Annotated in this window: 14 protein-coding genes; 5 read left to right on the plus strand and 9 right to left on the minus strand. The window is 63.5% G+C overall.

What is annotated here, in order from left to right:
- Positions 1-23 precede the first annotated feature (23 nt).
- The 8 genes from E5675_RS04845 to E5675_RS04885 all read right to left on the minus strand — a co-directional run bounded on the left by E5675_RS04845 (position 24) and on the right by E5675_RS04885 (position 8,031).
- Entirely contained in the window at positions 24-404 is a 381-nt protein-coding gene (locus tag E5675_RS04845) for a hypothetical protein (protein WP_136173582.1), read from the minus strand.
- A gap of 79 nt (positions 405-483) precedes the next feature.
- Positions 484-1,329, minus strand: a complete 846-nt coding sequence (locus E5675_RS04850) for a MoxR family ATPase (protein ID WP_136173583.1) — start codon at positions 1,327-1,329, stop codon at positions 484-486.
- Between the two features lie 94 nt (positions 1,330-1,423).
- Entirely contained in the window at positions 1,424-2,095 is a 672-nt protein-coding gene (locus E5675_RS04855) for a hypothetical protein (RefSeq protein ID WP_136173584.1), read from the minus strand.
- A 252-nt stretch (positions 2,096-2,347) separates the two neighbouring features.
- Positions 2,348-2,650, minus strand: coding sequence for a PspC domain-containing protein (locus E5675_RS04860; protein ID WP_136173585.1), 303 nt, complete (start codon positions 2,648-2,650; stop codon positions 2,348-2,350).
- Between the two features lie 396 nt (positions 2,651-3,046).
- Positions 3,047-5,062, minus strand: coding sequence for an RNA polymerase sigma factor RpoD (gene rpoD / locus E5675_RS04865; protein ID WP_136173586.1), 2,016 nt, complete (start codon positions 5,060-5,062; stop codon positions 3,047-3,049).
- 33 nt (positions 5,063-5,095) lie between these two features.
- Positions 5,096-6,991, minus strand: coding sequence for a DNA primase (dnaG, locus tag E5675_RS04870; RefSeq protein WP_136173587.1), 1,896 nt, complete (start codon positions 6,989-6,991; stop codon positions 5,096-5,098).
- On the minus strand, positions 6,988-7,470 hold the full coding sequence (locus tag E5675_RS04875; protein ID WP_136173588.1) for a GIY-YIG nuclease family protein: 483 nt from the start codon (positions 7,468-7,470) through the stop codon (positions 6,988-6,990). Before E5675_RS04875 ends, dnaG begins: the two co-directional genes overlap by 4 nt.
- Before the next feature lie 108 nt (positions 7,471-7,578).
- Positions 7,579-8,031, minus strand: coding sequence for a GatB/YqeY domain-containing protein (locus tag E5675_RS04885; RefSeq protein WP_136173589.1), 453 nt, complete (start codon positions 8,029-8,031; stop codon positions 7,579-7,581).
- A 131-nt stretch (positions 8,032-8,162) separates the two neighbouring features.
- On the opposite strand from E5675_RS04885, the gene carA reads away from it, so the two are divergent.
- The 5 genes from carA to E5675_RS04910 all read left to right on the plus strand — a co-directional run bounded on the left by carA (position 8,163) and on the right by E5675_RS04910 (position 14,442).
- Complete coding sequence (gene carA / locus E5675_RS04890) at positions 8,163-9,335, plus strand: glutamine-hydrolyzing carbamoyl-phosphate synthase small subunit (protein ID WP_136173590.1); 1,173 nt, start codon at positions 8,163-8,165, stop codon at positions 9,333-9,335.
- A complete protein-coding gene (locus tag E5675_RS04895) occupies positions 9,332-9,901 on the plus strand; it encodes a DUF6680 family protein (protein WP_136173591.1) in 570 nt (189 codons plus the stop codon). The genes carA and E5675_RS04895 overlap by 4 nt, the downstream gene beginning before the upstream one ends.
- Positions 9,901-13,221: a carbamoyl-phosphate synthase large subunit gene (gene carB, locus E5675_RS04900; RefSeq protein ID WP_136173592.1), complete on the plus strand. Its 3,321-nt coding sequence runs from the start codon at positions 9,901-9,903 to the stop codon at positions 13,219-13,221. The genes E5675_RS04895 and carB overlap by 1 nt, the downstream gene beginning before the upstream one ends.
- A gap of 95 nt (positions 13,222-13,316) precedes the next feature.
- Positions 13,317-13,793, plus strand: coding sequence for a transcription elongation factor GreA (gene greA, locus E5675_RS04905; protein WP_037554366.1), 477 nt, complete (start codon positions 13,317-13,319; stop codon positions 13,791-13,793).
- A gap of 13 nt (positions 13,794-13,806) precedes the next feature.
- Positions 13,807-14,442: a rhomboid family intramembrane serine protease gene (locus E5675_RS04910; protein ID WP_136173593.1), complete on the plus strand. Its 636-nt coding sequence runs from the start codon at positions 13,807-13,809 to the stop codon at positions 14,440-14,442.
- Here E5675_RS04910 and E5675_RS04915 read toward each other — a convergent pair.
- Positions 14,439-14,984: an NUDIX hydrolase gene (locus tag E5675_RS04915; protein WP_136173594.1), complete on the minus strand. Its 546-nt coding sequence runs from the start codon at positions 14,982-14,984 to the stop codon at positions 14,439-14,441. The two genes, E5675_RS04910 and E5675_RS04915, sit on opposite strands and share 4 nt — an antisense overlap.
- Between the last annotated feature and the right edge of the window lie 11 nt (positions 14,985-14,995).

The raw sequence follows: 14,995 nt of genomic DNA on the forward strand, positions 1-14,995 counted from the left end.
GTTTTGGGGTGGGAAGCGGACGTTTAGCTCCGCGCCTCAAAAAGAGATTGAGCCTCTTGCGCCTTGGCACGCAAGCGTGGCCATAAGTGATGACTGACGAATGCCACGTCATCTCCGTTGGGTAAATCCACAAGCATCGCGTCAAGCAAGGCCTTCACCTCACCAATGACCTTGGCTTCGTTCACATCCAAAAAATTATAACCGACCGCGCTTTCGTCAAAATCATTGTCGTCGAAGAAGAAATGAAAAATCTGATCAATGTCTGACACCAGCCCTTGTTCGCGCTCCTTGTGCCAAAGTTCTTCCGGATTTTCTGCCGCCAGCTCTTTGAGATACAGAACGAGCTCTTGTCGCTTGTCCGGATTAGCCAGTGAAACATGTGGGAACGGGTGATTATCCTTCATATTGCGACGATAACTATGATCGGGATCGACCGCAATGTCCGCTTCCGTTCGATTCCTGACTTCCTGATTCTCCGCCGACCTAGCTACCCTGACGCCGCGCCATGAAGGCGAGCTTTTCGAAGAGCATCACGTCCTGCTCATTCTTGAGCAAGGCGCCGTGGAGCGGCGGGATCGCCTTGCCGACGTCGCGGTTCTGGAGCACTTCGAGCGGCATATCCTCGTTGAGCAACAGTTTGAGCCAGTCGATCAGTTCGCTCGTCGAGGGCTTTTTCTTGAGCCCGGGCACTTCGCGTACCTCGTAGAAGATATCCATCGCGCGGCTGACGAGGGTTTTCTGGATGCCGGGGAAGTGGACCTCGACGATCTCGGCCATCGTGTCGCGGTCGGGGAATTTGATATAGTGGAAGAAACAGCGGCGCAGGAAGGCGTCGGGCAGTTCCTTTTCATTGTTCGAGGTGATGACGACGATCGGGCGTTCTTTCGCGGTGACCGTCTCGTCGGTCTCGTAGACGTGGAACGCCATGCGATCGAGTTCCTGAAGCAAGTCGTTCGGGAATTCGATGTCGGCCTTGTCGATCTCGTCGATCAGCAGCACGGGCAGCTTGGGCGAGGTGAAGGCCTCCCACAGCTTGCCCTTCTTGATGTAATTGCGGATGTCGTGGACGCGCTCTTCGCCGAGTTGGCCGTCGCGCAGGCGCGCGACCGCGTCATATTCGTAAAGGCCCTGCTGGGCCTTGGTCGTCGACTTGATGTTCCAGGTGATCAGCGGCGCGTCGAAGGCCTTGGCGATCTCCTCGGCCAGCACCGTCTTGCCGGTGCCGGGCTCGCCCTTCACGAGCAGCGGACGGCGCAGCAGCGTCGCGGCGTTGACCGCGACCTTGAGATCGTCGGTGGCGATATAGGCGCTGGTGCCTTCGAAGCGCATCGGCTCTTTCCCTTAACGTGAACGTCAAGTGGGCATAGCGGGGGGAGGGAGCGGGTGCAACCGAATCTCCCGCAGGCGGCGGGAGGGGGCGGTATCAGGGATGCGCGCGGCTTGCGGCGCGTGCGGCCATCAAATCCCAGAGACTGCTGTGCTGGGTGACGAGCTGCTGCGCACCGAACACCATTGCGCGTTCGATCGCGGGGGTGTCGGCGACCGCAGCGGCGAGCCGCGCGGTGCCGGGCAGGTCGGGCAGGGTGCAGGTCGGCGGCACCAGGTCGAGCCGCAGCGCGCTGATGTCGAGCAGCACGCGAATCGTTCGCCAGTCGAGCGTCAGCGCGATCGCGGCGCCGAGCGCGCAGCCGTGACGGTCCGATTCGGCGAGCATGTCGAGCGCCTTGCGTTGCGCGGCGACCGCGGCCTCGCACTGTGCCTGGCCCTGCGTGCTCGGAACGGGGCCGACCGCCGAGGCGATCTTCGACAGGAAGGCGCGCTCTTCGACGAAGGCGCCGGCGGCTTCGTCCATCCAGCGGCGCGACGCGGGATCGACCGCCTTGCGCGCGGCATTGTCGATGACCCCTGGATGGCGGCCATGAAGGAGGCAAAGGAAATGCACCGCGTCGGCGAGATTGCGCATCGCCTCGGGCCCGCTCGACAGTGCGCCCGAGCGGACGTGCGGATGCGCGCCGGTGCCGTCGCTGGCGACCAGCGCGTCGAGCAGTTCGGCGACGCCGCGCGTCGGCGCTTTGGGCTGGGGCGACTGGTTCAACGGGCCGATCCTCGCTGCGGCAGGCGCGCGAGCGCCCAAGCCAATGGAATGTCAGCGATCGGTCATAGGGCAACGTCGTAAACGACGCGTTTATAAGCGGGGACGGATTTGTGATCCGATTGTTTCAGTCGGGGACAGACGAAGGAACCGGCAAGCCCCGGGGAAGAAGCTTGCCGGTTCCATGCTATGACGCCGGGGCGCCATCGGAGCGGAGGGGCCAGACGGGGAGAGGGAATGCCCGGCCGGGACCGCTCAAGCCGCGAGCGCGAGTTCGCCCGTTTTGTCGGGGGTCTTTTCGGCGTTCGGCGCGTCGGATTCGATCGCGGTCAGTGCGGATTGGCCGGCGGTCTTCGCGGGGAAGAGCAGCCGTGAAGCGAGAACGACGAGCCCAAGCGCGAAATAGGCCGCGAAGGTCTGGACGGGGAAGAAAAAGAGCGGCGCGATGAACGCCAGGCGCAGATACAGCGGGTTGAAGCCGAAATCCTGGCCCACGGCCTCGCAGATACCGAAGAAGGTGTCGCGGCGGCGGAAGAGATTGGTGGTTTCGTTCTGCATTTTTCTGTCTTTCCCTTTGGCTGCGAGCACTGCCCCGCGCCGATGCCCGAAGCATCGCAAAGGCCGTGCCAATTTTCGCAGTCCCTCGAATTTCCGGGCTTTTCCCTGCCTCGCCCCGACAGGCTTCCCGCATTTTTTCCGAATCGATTCCCATTCGATGGGAATGATTACCATTTGATGGGTAGCGCCTGAACCGGTGATGAAGCGCCCACACCGCGATGACGGCTGCTATGTGATGGGGAAATATGAAGATTTAAAGAGCGCGCGCAAAAATAATTGTGCGGTGCGGCATTATAATCCTGCCGCAAGGATTAGCGCCCACTACCCACTCAGAAACCGACAGAAAAAGGGCGGCCCGTCGCCGGACCGCCCCCTGATTTCCGCTGACCCCCGTCCTTACTGGTCGAGGAAGCTGCGCATCTTGCGGCTGCGCGACGGGTGCTTCAGCTTGCGGAGCGCCTTCGCCTCGATCTGGCGGATGCGCTCGCGCGTCACGCTGAACTGCTGGCCGACTTCCTCGAGCGTATGATCGGTATTCATCCCGATGCCGAAACGCATGCGCAGCACGCGCTCCTCGCGCGGGGTGAGCGAGGCGAGGACGCGGGTCACCGTTTCCTTGAGATTCGACTGCACCGCGGCGTCGACCGGGATGACCGCATTCTTGTCCTCGATGAAATCGCCGAGGTGGCTGTCTTCCTCGTCGCCGATCGGCGTTTCGAGGCTGATCGGCTCCTTGGCGATCTTCATCACCTTGCGGACCTTTTCGAGCGGCATCGACAGCCGCTCGGCCATTTCCTCGGGCGTCGGCTCGCGGCCCGATTCGTGAAGGAACTGGCGGCTGCACCGCACCAGCTTGTTGATCGTCTCGATCATATGGACCGGGATGCGGATCGTGCGCGCCTGGTCGGCGATCGAGCGGGTGATCGCCTGCCGGATCCACCAGGTCGCATAGGTCGAGAATTTGTAGCCGCGGCGATACTCGAACTTGTCGACCGCCTTCATCAAACCAATGTTGCCTTCCTGGATCAGGTCGAGGAACTGCAGGCCGCGGTTCGTATATTTCTTGGCGATCGAGATCACGAGGCGCAAGTTCGCCTCGACCATTTCCTTCTTGGCAATACGCGCTTCGCGCTCGCCCTTCTGGACCATGTTCACGACGCGGCGGAATTCGGTCAGGCTCATGCCTGCCGCCTGCGCGATTTCGCTGATCTCGATACGGATGCGGTCGACCGCGCCGGCTTCATTCTCGGCGAAGGCGGCCCATTTCTTGTCGATGCCGCTGACGCTGTCGAGCCAATTTTCTTCGAGCTCGCGCCCGACATAGTTGTCGAGGAACGACTTGCGCGGCACCTTGTGGCGCTCGGCAAGGCGCAGCATCTGGCCGCCGAGCGCGGTCAGGCGGCGGTTGTAGCTATAGAGCTGGTCGACGAGATATTCGATCTTCGTGCCGTGAAACTGCACGCTCTCGACCTGCGCGGTGAGTTCCTCGCGCAGCTTGTGATATTTCTTCTCCGACGCCGCGGGGAATTCCTCGCCGCCCGAAAGCGATTCGAGGCGCGCGTCCTGCAGCTTCGAGAAAGCCTTGAAGCTCTTGGTGATGTTCGCGAACTTCTCGAGCGCGTCGGGTTTCAGCAGCTCTTCCATCGCGGCGAGGCTGAGCGTGTTGTCTTCCTCATCTTCTTCGAAGCTTTCGCGCTTGCCCGACGAACCTTCGCCGTCCTCGTCGTCGCCGTCGGCCGAGGGTTCTTCCTCGACCTCGTCCTCGTCCTTGAACGAGACGCCGGCGGTCTTCTCGCTGATCTCGCCGTCATCCTCGGCGCCTTCCTCGTCGAGATTCTCGGGCGCCGGATCCTTCGAGAGCATTGCTTCCAAGTCGACGATCTCGCGCAGCTGCATGTCGCCGTTGTTGAGCGCGTTCGACCATTCGATGATCGCGTTGAAGGTGAGCGGGCTTTCGCACAGCCCGAGGATCATCGTGTCGCGGCCCGCCTCGATGCGCTTCGCGATCGCGATTTCGCCCTCGCGGCTCAAAAGCTCGACCGCGCCCATCTCGCGCAGGTACATGCGAACGGGATCGTCGGTGCGATCGACCGTTTCCTTCTTCTTCTCGATCGCGGGGTTCGAAACCGAACCCGTGCCGGCGGACACGTCGACCTCGTCGTCGACCTCCTGCTCGGCTTCTTCCTGCACATCCTCGTCGCTCTCGACGATGTTGATGCCCATGTCGGAAATCGCCGACATGATGTCCTCGATCTGCTCCGAAGACATCTGGTCCTGCGGCAGCGCTTCATTGAGCTCGTCATAGGTCAGGTAACCGCGCTTCTTGCCGCGCGCGATCAGCTTTTTGACGTCGGCCTCGTTGAGGTCGATCAGCGGGGCGTCGGTGTCGGCTTCGGAGTTCTTGGTGGCCATATTTGTTCCTGCCTAGGGGGCATTTGCTGGTCGTTACTGGCTGCTGTTTTCGGACAGCGCGGCCAGACGGCGGGTCAGTTCTTTGTCCATGGCGTACAGCTTTTGCTGCCGCGCGAATCCTTCATCATCCATCGTACGCTGGAAATCCGCGGTGGCCTGTGCCAGCCGCTCGCGGATTTCGGGCTGGGTGACCAGCACGCCGATATATTCGTCGAGGTCGCGAAGCGCGGTTTCGCGCGCCGCTACGGCCTCGTCACTGCTTTCCAGCCTGCGATTGAACGAGAAGTGCATTCCGTCGGCTCTGAGCAATGTCGTCGCCCTATTATACACTTTCATCGGCTCCAATATGGCAAGCAACCCCTCGCAATCAAGCCCTTCGCGGCACATTGCGCTGTCAAGCATTACGCCGAGCAGTTCGGCGTCGCCCGGATCGCTCACCGGCAGGCGGGTGAGCGCCTCCTCATTGCGTCTCAGCGCCTCCGGGTAACGCAGCAATCCGCCGATCAGGGCAGCGATGTAAGGCGCCGAAATTCCGGCTTGTCCGATGGAACGCGTTTCATCGGCTGGAGGTTGCAGCCGCGGGTCGGGGGCGAAGCGGCGCCCCCCTCCGCCAAATCCGCCGCGCGGCGCGTTCGGCGTCCACGGCTGGCGCGGTCCGCGCTCGGGCGTTTTGCGCGCGAACAGCGCGTCGAGCCGCTCGCGGAAGGCCTCGCGATAATGGTGGCGCACATCGGCATCCTCGATCGCGTCGGCGTGGGCGAGCAGGCGCGATTTGAGTGCGGCGCGCTCCTCGGGCGTCGTCAGCGGGCCGGCCGCGACCTCGTGCATCCACAGGCGCTCGACGAGCGGCTGCGCGCCCTCGAGGATTTCGGTGAAGCCGGTGGCGCCGCGCGCGCGAACGATATCGTCGGGATCCTGCCCGGCGGGGAGGGTCGCGAAGGACAGGCTGAAACCGGGACGCAGCAGCGGAAGCGCACGCATCGCGGCGCGCATCGCGGCCTTTTGCCCCGCGCTGTCGCCGTCGAAGCAGAGGATGGGCACGGGCACCATCCGCCAGATCATGCCGAGCTGATTCTCGGTGAGCGCGGTGCCAAGCGGCGCCACGGCATCGGCGATCCCCGCCTCGGCGAGCGCGATGACGTCCATATAGCCCTCGACGACGATGATCCGGTTCGTCTGGCGCGAGGCGGGAGAGGCCTTGTCGAGATTGTAGAGCGTGCGCCCCTTGTCGAAGAGCGGCGTGTCGGGCGAGTTCAGATATTTGGGCTCGCCGTCGCCGAGGATGCGTCCGCCGAACGCGATCACGCGCCCGCGCGCGTCGCGGATCGGGATCATCAGCCGCCCGCGGAACCGGTCGTAGGGCTCCTTGTCGTCGACCGCGATGAGCATCCCCGCCTCGACGAGCATCGCGGTGGGGAATTTCTTGAGCGCTTCCTTGAGCGCGCTGCGGCTTTCGGGCGCGAGGCCGAAGCCGAACGCCTTGCGCGTCGCCTCCGAAATGCCGCGTTTGGCAAGATATTCGCGCGCCGGGGCGCCGTTGCTGCTGCCGAGTTGCTGCGCGAACCAGTCGGCCGCGGCCTGCGTCACGTCGCGGAGGCTCGCCTGCTCCTCGGCCTTCTTCGCGGCGCGCGGGTCGGCGGCGGGGACTTCCATGCCCGCCTCGGCGGCGAGCTCCTTGACCGCGTCCATGAACGACAGGCCGCGCTGGTCGGTCATCCAGCGGATCGCATCGCCATGCGCCGAGCACCCGAAGCAGTGGTAGAAGCCCTTTTCGTCGTTGATCGTGAAGCTCGGCGTCTTTTCGTTATGGAAGGGGCAGCAGGCCTTATACTCGCGGCCGGCGCGCGTGACCTTCACCGTCCGGCCGATGAGAGTGGACAGCGTGACGCGCGAGCGGAGTTCGTCGAGCCATTGCGGGGTGAGGGTCACCTGCCCTCCTCCCGATCGGCCATGCCCCCACCTCCGTTTGTGTCGAGCGAAGTCGAGACACGTTTGCGCCCGGCCTCGCGTCCCTCGACTTCCGGCCAAGCCGGAAGTTTATCCCGAGCGCCTGCCAAGGCAGTCGAGGGGCTCGGGACGAACGGATAAGGAGCTTCGTCCTTTGGGGCGAATGGGAGGGGAGGGCGTTCGTGTGGCGGCTTGGCGAAGTGCCCTACCATTTTCCAGTCGCCCCGGACCAACGCTTTCTTCTTGGCGCGCGACCAAGGTTTTATCCGACGTTCGGCTTCCAGCGCCTCGGCGCGTGTTGCGAAATCTTGTGACCAGACCAAAGCCACCGGCCTCCGTCGCGAGGTGAAATCGCAAAATCCGCCATGTTGATGCTGGGCGATGCGGCGTTCCAAATTATCGGTGTGTCCCGTGTAATAGCGGCCGTCGGAGCAGCGCAGCATATAGGTCCAGAACGCCATCCACCCACATAACCGTTCGTTTGGAGCGAAGTCGAGACACGTTGGCGCGGTGCTATACGTCCCTCGACTTCGCTCGGGACGAACGGAGAGGAGGAGTCGGCGTCGAACTTACGACAACGCCGCCTTAACCCACCCGCTCGCCTTGCTCATATCAAGCTGCGAGCCCAGCCGGTCTTTCACCGCGGCCATCACCTTGCCCATGTCCTTCAGGCTTTCCGCCCCCAGCTCGGCCACGATCGCCTCGATCGCGGCCACCGCTTCATCGTCGGAGAGCTGCGCGGGCAGGAAGTCCTCGATCACCGCGACCTCGGCCGCCTCGATATCTGCGAGTTCCTGGCGGCCGCCCTGTTCGTACATGGTGATCGATTCGCGGCGCTGCTTGACCATTTTCTGCAGCACGTCGGTAACGAGCACATCGTCGTCGGCCGGCGCGGTGCCGGTGCGCAGTTCGATGTCCTTGTCCTTGATCTTGGCCAGCATCAGCCGGATGGTGCCCAAACGCGCCTTGTCGCCGCTCTTCATCGCGGCGACCTGCGCAGCCTTGATGTCGTCACGAATCATGCGTGTCCCCATGCGCTGCAAATTTCGGAAAGACCCTCCCTAGCGGGAAGATTCCAAATCCGATAGCTTGTGAATCACTTTTTTGCCGCCTACTTGGTCGGCCGTTTAGCCCCCCGTCCGGAGCATGTTGAATGGCACCTGCCAACCCCTCTGCCGCGCCCAAAAGTCAGCCCAATGGCGCGACTGGTGTCCTTGTCCTTGCCGATGGCACGATCCTGTGGGGCGTCGGCTATGGTGCGAGTGGCGCCGCTGTGGGCGAGATCTGTTTCAATACGTCGATGACGGGCTATCAGGAAATCCTGACCGACCCCAGCTATGCAGGGCAGATCGTCACCTTCACCTTCCCGCACATCGGCAATGTCGGCGCGAACCCCGAGGATATGGAACGCGGCGTCCACGGCGCGCTCGGCGCGATCACGCGCGAGCTGCCGACGCAGCCGAGCAATTTCCGCAGCGTTCAGACCTTGCCCGAATGGATGATCGAGCAGGGCGTGATCGGCCTCGCAGGCATCGACACGCGCGCGCTCACCCGCCGTATCCGCGACGCGGGCGCGCCGAACGGCGTGATCGCGCACAGCCCCGACGGCAAGTTCGACGTGGGCGAGTTGCTCGCGATGGCGCGCGGTTGGGCGGGGCTCGAGGGCATGGACCTGGCGAAGGCGGTCAGCCGCACCGACACCGGCGACTGGACCGGCGGCGCGTGGACGCTGGGGCATGGCTATGCGACCGAAGACGGCGGCGAGCGTCCGCATGTCGTTGCGATCGACTATGGCGCGAAGGACAATATCTTCCGCAACCTCGTAAAGGCCGGCGCGCGCGTCACCGTGGTGCCCGCGACCGCGAGCCTCGACGAAGTATTGAGCCACCAGCCCGCGGGCGTGTTCCTCTCGAACGGCCCCGGCGACCCCGCGGCGACGGGCGATTATGCGGTGCCGGTGATCCAGGGGCTGCTCGAACGCGACGTGCCGATCTTCGGCATCTGCCTCGGCCACCAGATGCTCGGGCTGGCTGCCGGCGCCAAGACCGTGAAGATGCATCAGGGCCATCGCGGCGCGAACCATCCGGTGCAGCGCGCCGAAGATGGCGTGGTCGAGATCACGAGCATGAACCACGGCTTCGCGGTCGACGCATCGACGTTGCCCGATGGCGTGGTCGAGACGCACAAGAGCCTGTTCGACGGATCGAACTGCGGCATTGCGATCACGGGCAAGAAGGCGTTCAGCGTGCAATATCACCCCGAGGCGAGCCCAGGGCCGCAGGACAGTTTTTATCTGTTCGAGAAGTTTGTGGGTGGGCTGAAGTGAGCACCGCTGAACTCATTAGCTTGGCAGCGATCTTAATTGGTCCGATTGCGGCCGTGCTAATTTCCGTATGGCTAACCAACAACAAACAGGAGCGTGACCAGAGGCTGATAGTCCTGAGGATGCTTCTCTCTACTCGGCATTTGCCTTCCGATCCCGGATTTTCGGTTGCGATCAACCTTGTTCCAGTGGAGTTTAATAAGTCTCCCAAGGTGATGGCCGCATATCGCGAGTTTATCCATGCTGTCCAGAATCCGGAGAACGCGGCACCGGAAACGCCGGCGCTTCAGTCGACGGCAATAAAGACGACGAAACTCATTTTCGAAATTGTTCGTGATCTTGGTTTCAACATCCAAGAGAGCGATATTCAGCACGCGGGCTATGCAGCATCGGGCTTCATCGAAAGGGACAATCTCTTTCTCGATAGCCAAAGAGCGATGAGAAACGTCGCAGACATTTTGTGGATCCAGACCCGCCTCCTCGCAGGGGAGTCATGGGAATCAATTCAATCGTCACCTACCCCTAAAGTGACTGCTGAGAGCGGAAACAAGGGCAAGAAAGACAAATAATGCCCAAAAGAATCGACATCCAATCCATCCTCGTCATCGGCGCCGGCCCGATCGTTATCGGTCAGGCGTGCGAGTTCGACTATTCGGGGACGCAGGCCATCAAGGCGCTGAAGGAGGAGGGCTATCGCATCGTCCTCGTCAACTCCAACCCGGCGACGATCATGACCGATCCCGACCTCGCCGACGCCACTTATGTGGAGCCGATCACGCCCGAGATCGTCGCGAAGATCATCGAAAAGGAGCGCCCCGATGCGGTGCTGCCGACGATGGGGGGGCAGACCGCGCTCAACACCGCGCTCGCGCTCGCGCAGGACGGCACGCTCGCGAAATATGGCGTCGAGATGATCGGCGCCGATGCCGAGGCGATCGACAAGGCGGAGGACCGGCAGAAGTTTCGCGACGCGATGGACAAGATCGGGCTCGAAAGCGCGCGCAGCGGCGTTGCGCACACGCTCGACGAGGCGTTCGCGGTGCTCGAACGCACCGGGCTGCCCTCGATCATCCGTCCGTCCTTCACGCTCGGCGGTACCGGCGGCGGGATCGCGTATAACCGCGAGGAGTTCGAACATATCGTGCGCGGCGGGCTGATCGCCTCGCCGACGACCGAAGTCCTGATCGAGGAATCGCTCCTCGGCTGGAAAGAATATGAGATGGAGGTGGTGCGCGACCGCAAGGACAATTGCATCATCATCTGTTCGATCGAGAATGTCGATCCGATGGGCGTGCATACCGGCGACAGCATCACCGTCGCGCCCGCGCTGACGCTGACCGACAAGGAATATCAGATCATGCGCAACGCGAGCATCGCGGTGCTGCGCGAGATCGGGGTCGAAACCGGCGGGTCGAACGTCCAGTTCGCGGTCAATCCCAAGGACGGCCGCCTGATCGTGATCGAGATGAACCCGCGCGTGTCGCGCTCGTCGGCATTGGCGTCGAAGGCGACGGGCTTCCCGATCGCCAAGGTCGCGGCGAAGCTCGCGGTCGGCTATACGCTCGACGAGATCATGAACGACATCACCGGGGTGACCCCGGCATCGTTCGAACCGACAATCGACTATGTCGTCACCAAGATCCCGCGCTTCGCGTTCGAAAAGTTCAAGGGCGCCGAGGCGACGCTGTCGACCGCGATGAAGTCGGTCGGCGAAGTGATGGCGATCGGCCGCACCATCCATGAATCAATGCAGAAGGCGCTGCGCGGGCTGGAGACGGGGCTTTCGGGCTTCAACTTCGTCGAGCGGCTGAAGGGCGCGACGCACGATCAGCTGCGCAACGAGCTGGCGCAGCGCACTCCCGACCGGCTGCTCAACACCGCGCAGGCGATCCGTGAGGGCCTGCCGCTCGCCGAGATCAACCGCGTCGCGGGTTACGACATGTGGTTCCTCGAACGCATCGCCGAGATCGTCGAAGCCGAGCAGGAGGTTTGCAAGAACGGCTTGCCGCGCGATGCCGAAGGGCTGCGCAAATTGAAGGCGATGGGCTTTTCCGACAAACGCCTTGCCTATCTCGCGCTCCAGTCGGCGAACCTCCAGCCGGGCACGCGTCATGCGACCGCGCACGGCAGCGGTTTGATCCACGAGGCGGTCAAGGCGATGACCGGCGGCGTGACCGAGGGTGAAGTGCGCAAGCTGCGCCACAAGCTCGGCGTGCGCCCGGTGTTCAAGACGATCGACACCTGCGCGGCGGAGTTTCAGGCGCAGACGCCCTATCTCTATTCGACCTACGAAGCGCCGACTTTTGGCGAGCCCGAGAATGAGGCGAACCCGTCGGACCGCAAGAAGGTCGTGATCCTCGGCGGCGGTCCCAACCGCATCGGGCAGGGGATCGAGTTCGATTATTGCTGCTGCCACGCCTGCTTCGCACTCGAAGAGGCGGGCTATGAAACGATCATGGTCAACTGCAACCCCGAAACGGTGTCGACCGACTATGACACGTCCGACCGCCTCTATTTCGAGCCGCTGACCGCCGAGGATGTGCTCGAAATCCTCCACGTCGAAATGTCGAAGGGCGAACTCGTCGGGGTGATCGTCCAGTTCGGCGGGCAGACGCCGCTCAAGCTCGCGCAGGCGCTGAGCGAAGCGGGCATCCCGATCCTCGGCACCTCGCCCGACGCGATCGACCTCGCCGAAGACCGCGAGCGCTTCGCAGCGCTCGTCAACAAGCTCGGTCTCAAGCAGCCCGAGAATGGCATCGCGCGCAGCCGCGAGGAAGCCGTCGCGGTCGCGGCGCGCATCGGTTATCCGGTGCTCACGCGCCCCTCCTATGTGCTCGGCGGCCGCGCGATGGAGATCGTCGACGATCAGGCGCAGCTCGAAAATTACATCGAGACCGCGGTGCAGGTGTCGGGGGACAGCCCGGTGCTGATCGACCGTTATCTGCGCGACGCGATCGAGGTCGATGTCGATGCGCTCTGCGACGGCACCGACGTGGTCGTCGCGGGCGTGCTCCAGCATATCGAGGAGGCGGGCGTCCACTCGGGCGACAGCGCCTGCTCGATCCCGCCCTACAGCCTGTCGGACACGATCGTCGCCGAAATCGAGCGGCAAGCCGACGCGCTCGCGCGTGCGCTCGAAGTCCGCGGCCTGATGAACATCCAGTTCGCGGTCAAGGATGACGAGGTCTATCTGATCGAGGTCAACCCGCGCGCGTCGCGCACCGTGCCCTTCGTTGCGAAGGCGGTGGGTTCGCCGATCGCCAAGATCGCGGCGCGCGTGATGGCGGGCGAAAAGCTCGCCGACCTGCCCACGATCAACCGTGACATCGACCATGTCGCGGTGAAGGAAGCGGTCTTCCCCTTCGCGCGCTTCCCCGGCACCGATCCGGTGCTGAGCCCCGAGATGAAATCCACCGGCGAAGTTATGGGAATCGATAGTGATTTCAACCTTGCGTTCGCCAAGGCGCAGCTCGGCGCGGGCGACCGCCTGCCGACCACGGGGCGCCTCTTCGTGTCGGTCAAGGACAGCGACAAGGCGCGCGTCATCGGCGCGGTGAAGCAGCTCGCCGACTGGGGATGGAAGGTCATCGCGACCGGCGGCACCGCAGACTATCTGGGGAGCCAAGGGATCGACGTCGAGCGCGTCAACAAGGTCGCCGAAGGGCGTCCGCATATCGTCGACCGGATCAAGGATGGCGACGTCCAGCTGATCTTCAACACGACCGAAGGCTGGCAGTCGCTGCAGGATTCGCAATCGATCCGCGCCTCGGCGCTGGCGGCCGATATCGCCTATTATACGACGGCGGCGGCGAGCGATGCGGCGACGCAGGCGATCGGGGCGCTCCGCTCGCGCTCTCTTGAAGTAAAGCCGCTTCAGGACTATTATTGAAGGACCGCTCCACCCCCCGACATTGACGGAACAGCGGCGCAGCCGCCCGGCGAAGTTTCGCTGGCGCTGGATTATTGACGAAGGACAACAGGATAATGGCAAGCGTTGAAAAGGTGCCGATGCTGGCAGAGGGCTATGAGAAGCTGACAGCGCAACTCGCGACCCTCAAAGCCGAGCGACCGCTGATCGTCGATGCGATCGAGGAAGCGCGCGCGCATGGCGACCTTTCGGAAAATGCCGAATATCACGCCGCCAAGGAACGCCAGGGCCAGGTCGAAGCGACGATCGGCGACCTCGAAGACAAGCTTTCGCGCGCGCAGGTGATCGACCCGACGACGCTGTCGGGCGACCGCATCGTGTTCGGCGCGACGGTCACGCTCGCCGACGAGGACGACAAGCCGGTCAAATACCAGATCGTCGGGCAGGCCGAAGCCGACGCCAAGGACGGCAAGATCAGCTATAATTCGCCGCTCGGCCGCGCGCTGATCGGTCGCCGCGTCGACGACGAGGTCGAAGTCACCGTGCCCGCGGGCGACAAATATTATCTCGTGACCAAGATCGAATTCATCTGACGGGCGAGCGAGGGTGAAGCCACAGGACGCGCCGTTGGTCACGGGCTATGCGCTCGCCTGTGTCGTCATCTTCGTGCTCGTGTGGATTACCGGCTTTCAGCTCGACGCGATCGTGCGCGCGGGGTTTATCCCCGCGCGTTTCGGCAATGAACTGATCCTGCCGCCGGGGACGATGGTGCCCTTTGTGTTGACGCCGCTGTCGTCGGCTTTCCTGCACGGCGGGGTGCTGCATATCGTCTTCAACATGGTCGTTCTGCTGTTCATCGGCCGCCAGCTCGAGGCGCCGCTGGGCACCAAGGCGATGGCGGTACTGCTGCTCGCCGGCGCCTATGGCGGCGCGCTCGCCCAGTTTCTTGCCGATCCCGCTTCGGCGGTCCCGATGATCGGCGCGAGCGGTGCGATTTCGGCGCTGATCGCGGTGTTTGCCTTGATCTTCAGCCGCAGCCAGGCGCCCGCAATCGGCCCGATCCCTGGCCATTGGGTGCGCGCGCTATGGCTCGCCGCCGCGTGGATCGGGCTTCAGCTGCTCCTCGGTTTCGCGGGCGGCGGCGGGTTCGGTGCGGTCGCGATCTGGGCGCATGTCGGCGGCTTTCTCGCCGGCCTGTTCCTCGCTCGCCCGCTACTCCGCTGGCGCTTCGGCGCGCGCTAGGCGGCGAGCAATCCGCCCGCGAGCAGCATCGCGACGCGCACGTCTATCCCGCAACCCTCGGCGCGTTTCATGGCGACGAAATCGGCGATGCCCGTGATCGGAACGCGATGGACGACGATATCCTCGCCGTCGACCCCGCCGCCTTTGCCAACCCGGGTGAGGTCGGTGGCGACGAGCAGCGTGAAGCTTTCGCTGACCATGCCGGGCGAGCTGTAGAATTCGCCGACGGTGCGCCATCGCGCGGCGCGATAGCCGGTTTCCTCCTCAAGCTCGCGCTCCGCCGCGATCTCGGACGCTTCGCCCGCCATGTCGTCGCCGACGAGCCCCGCGGGCAGTTCAAGGCAATTGATATTGAGCGGCACGCGATACTGCTCGACCAGGATGACGTGCCGCCCGTCGTCGCCCTCGTCGATCGCCAGGATCACCGCGGCGTGGATACCGCGCGCACGCGCGACATATTCCCAATTTCCCTGTTGTTTGACCGTGATGAAGCGGCCTTCCCACCGCGTCTCGATGGGGGTGTCGGGGCCGGGGCGGCTCATGATATTTCCTT

The sequence above is a fragment of the Sphingopyxis sp. PAMC25046 genome (genome assembly GCF_004795895.1).
Taxonomy (GTDB): Bacteria; Pseudomonadota; Alphaproteobacteria; order Sphingomonadales; family Sphingomonadaceae; genus Sphingopyxis.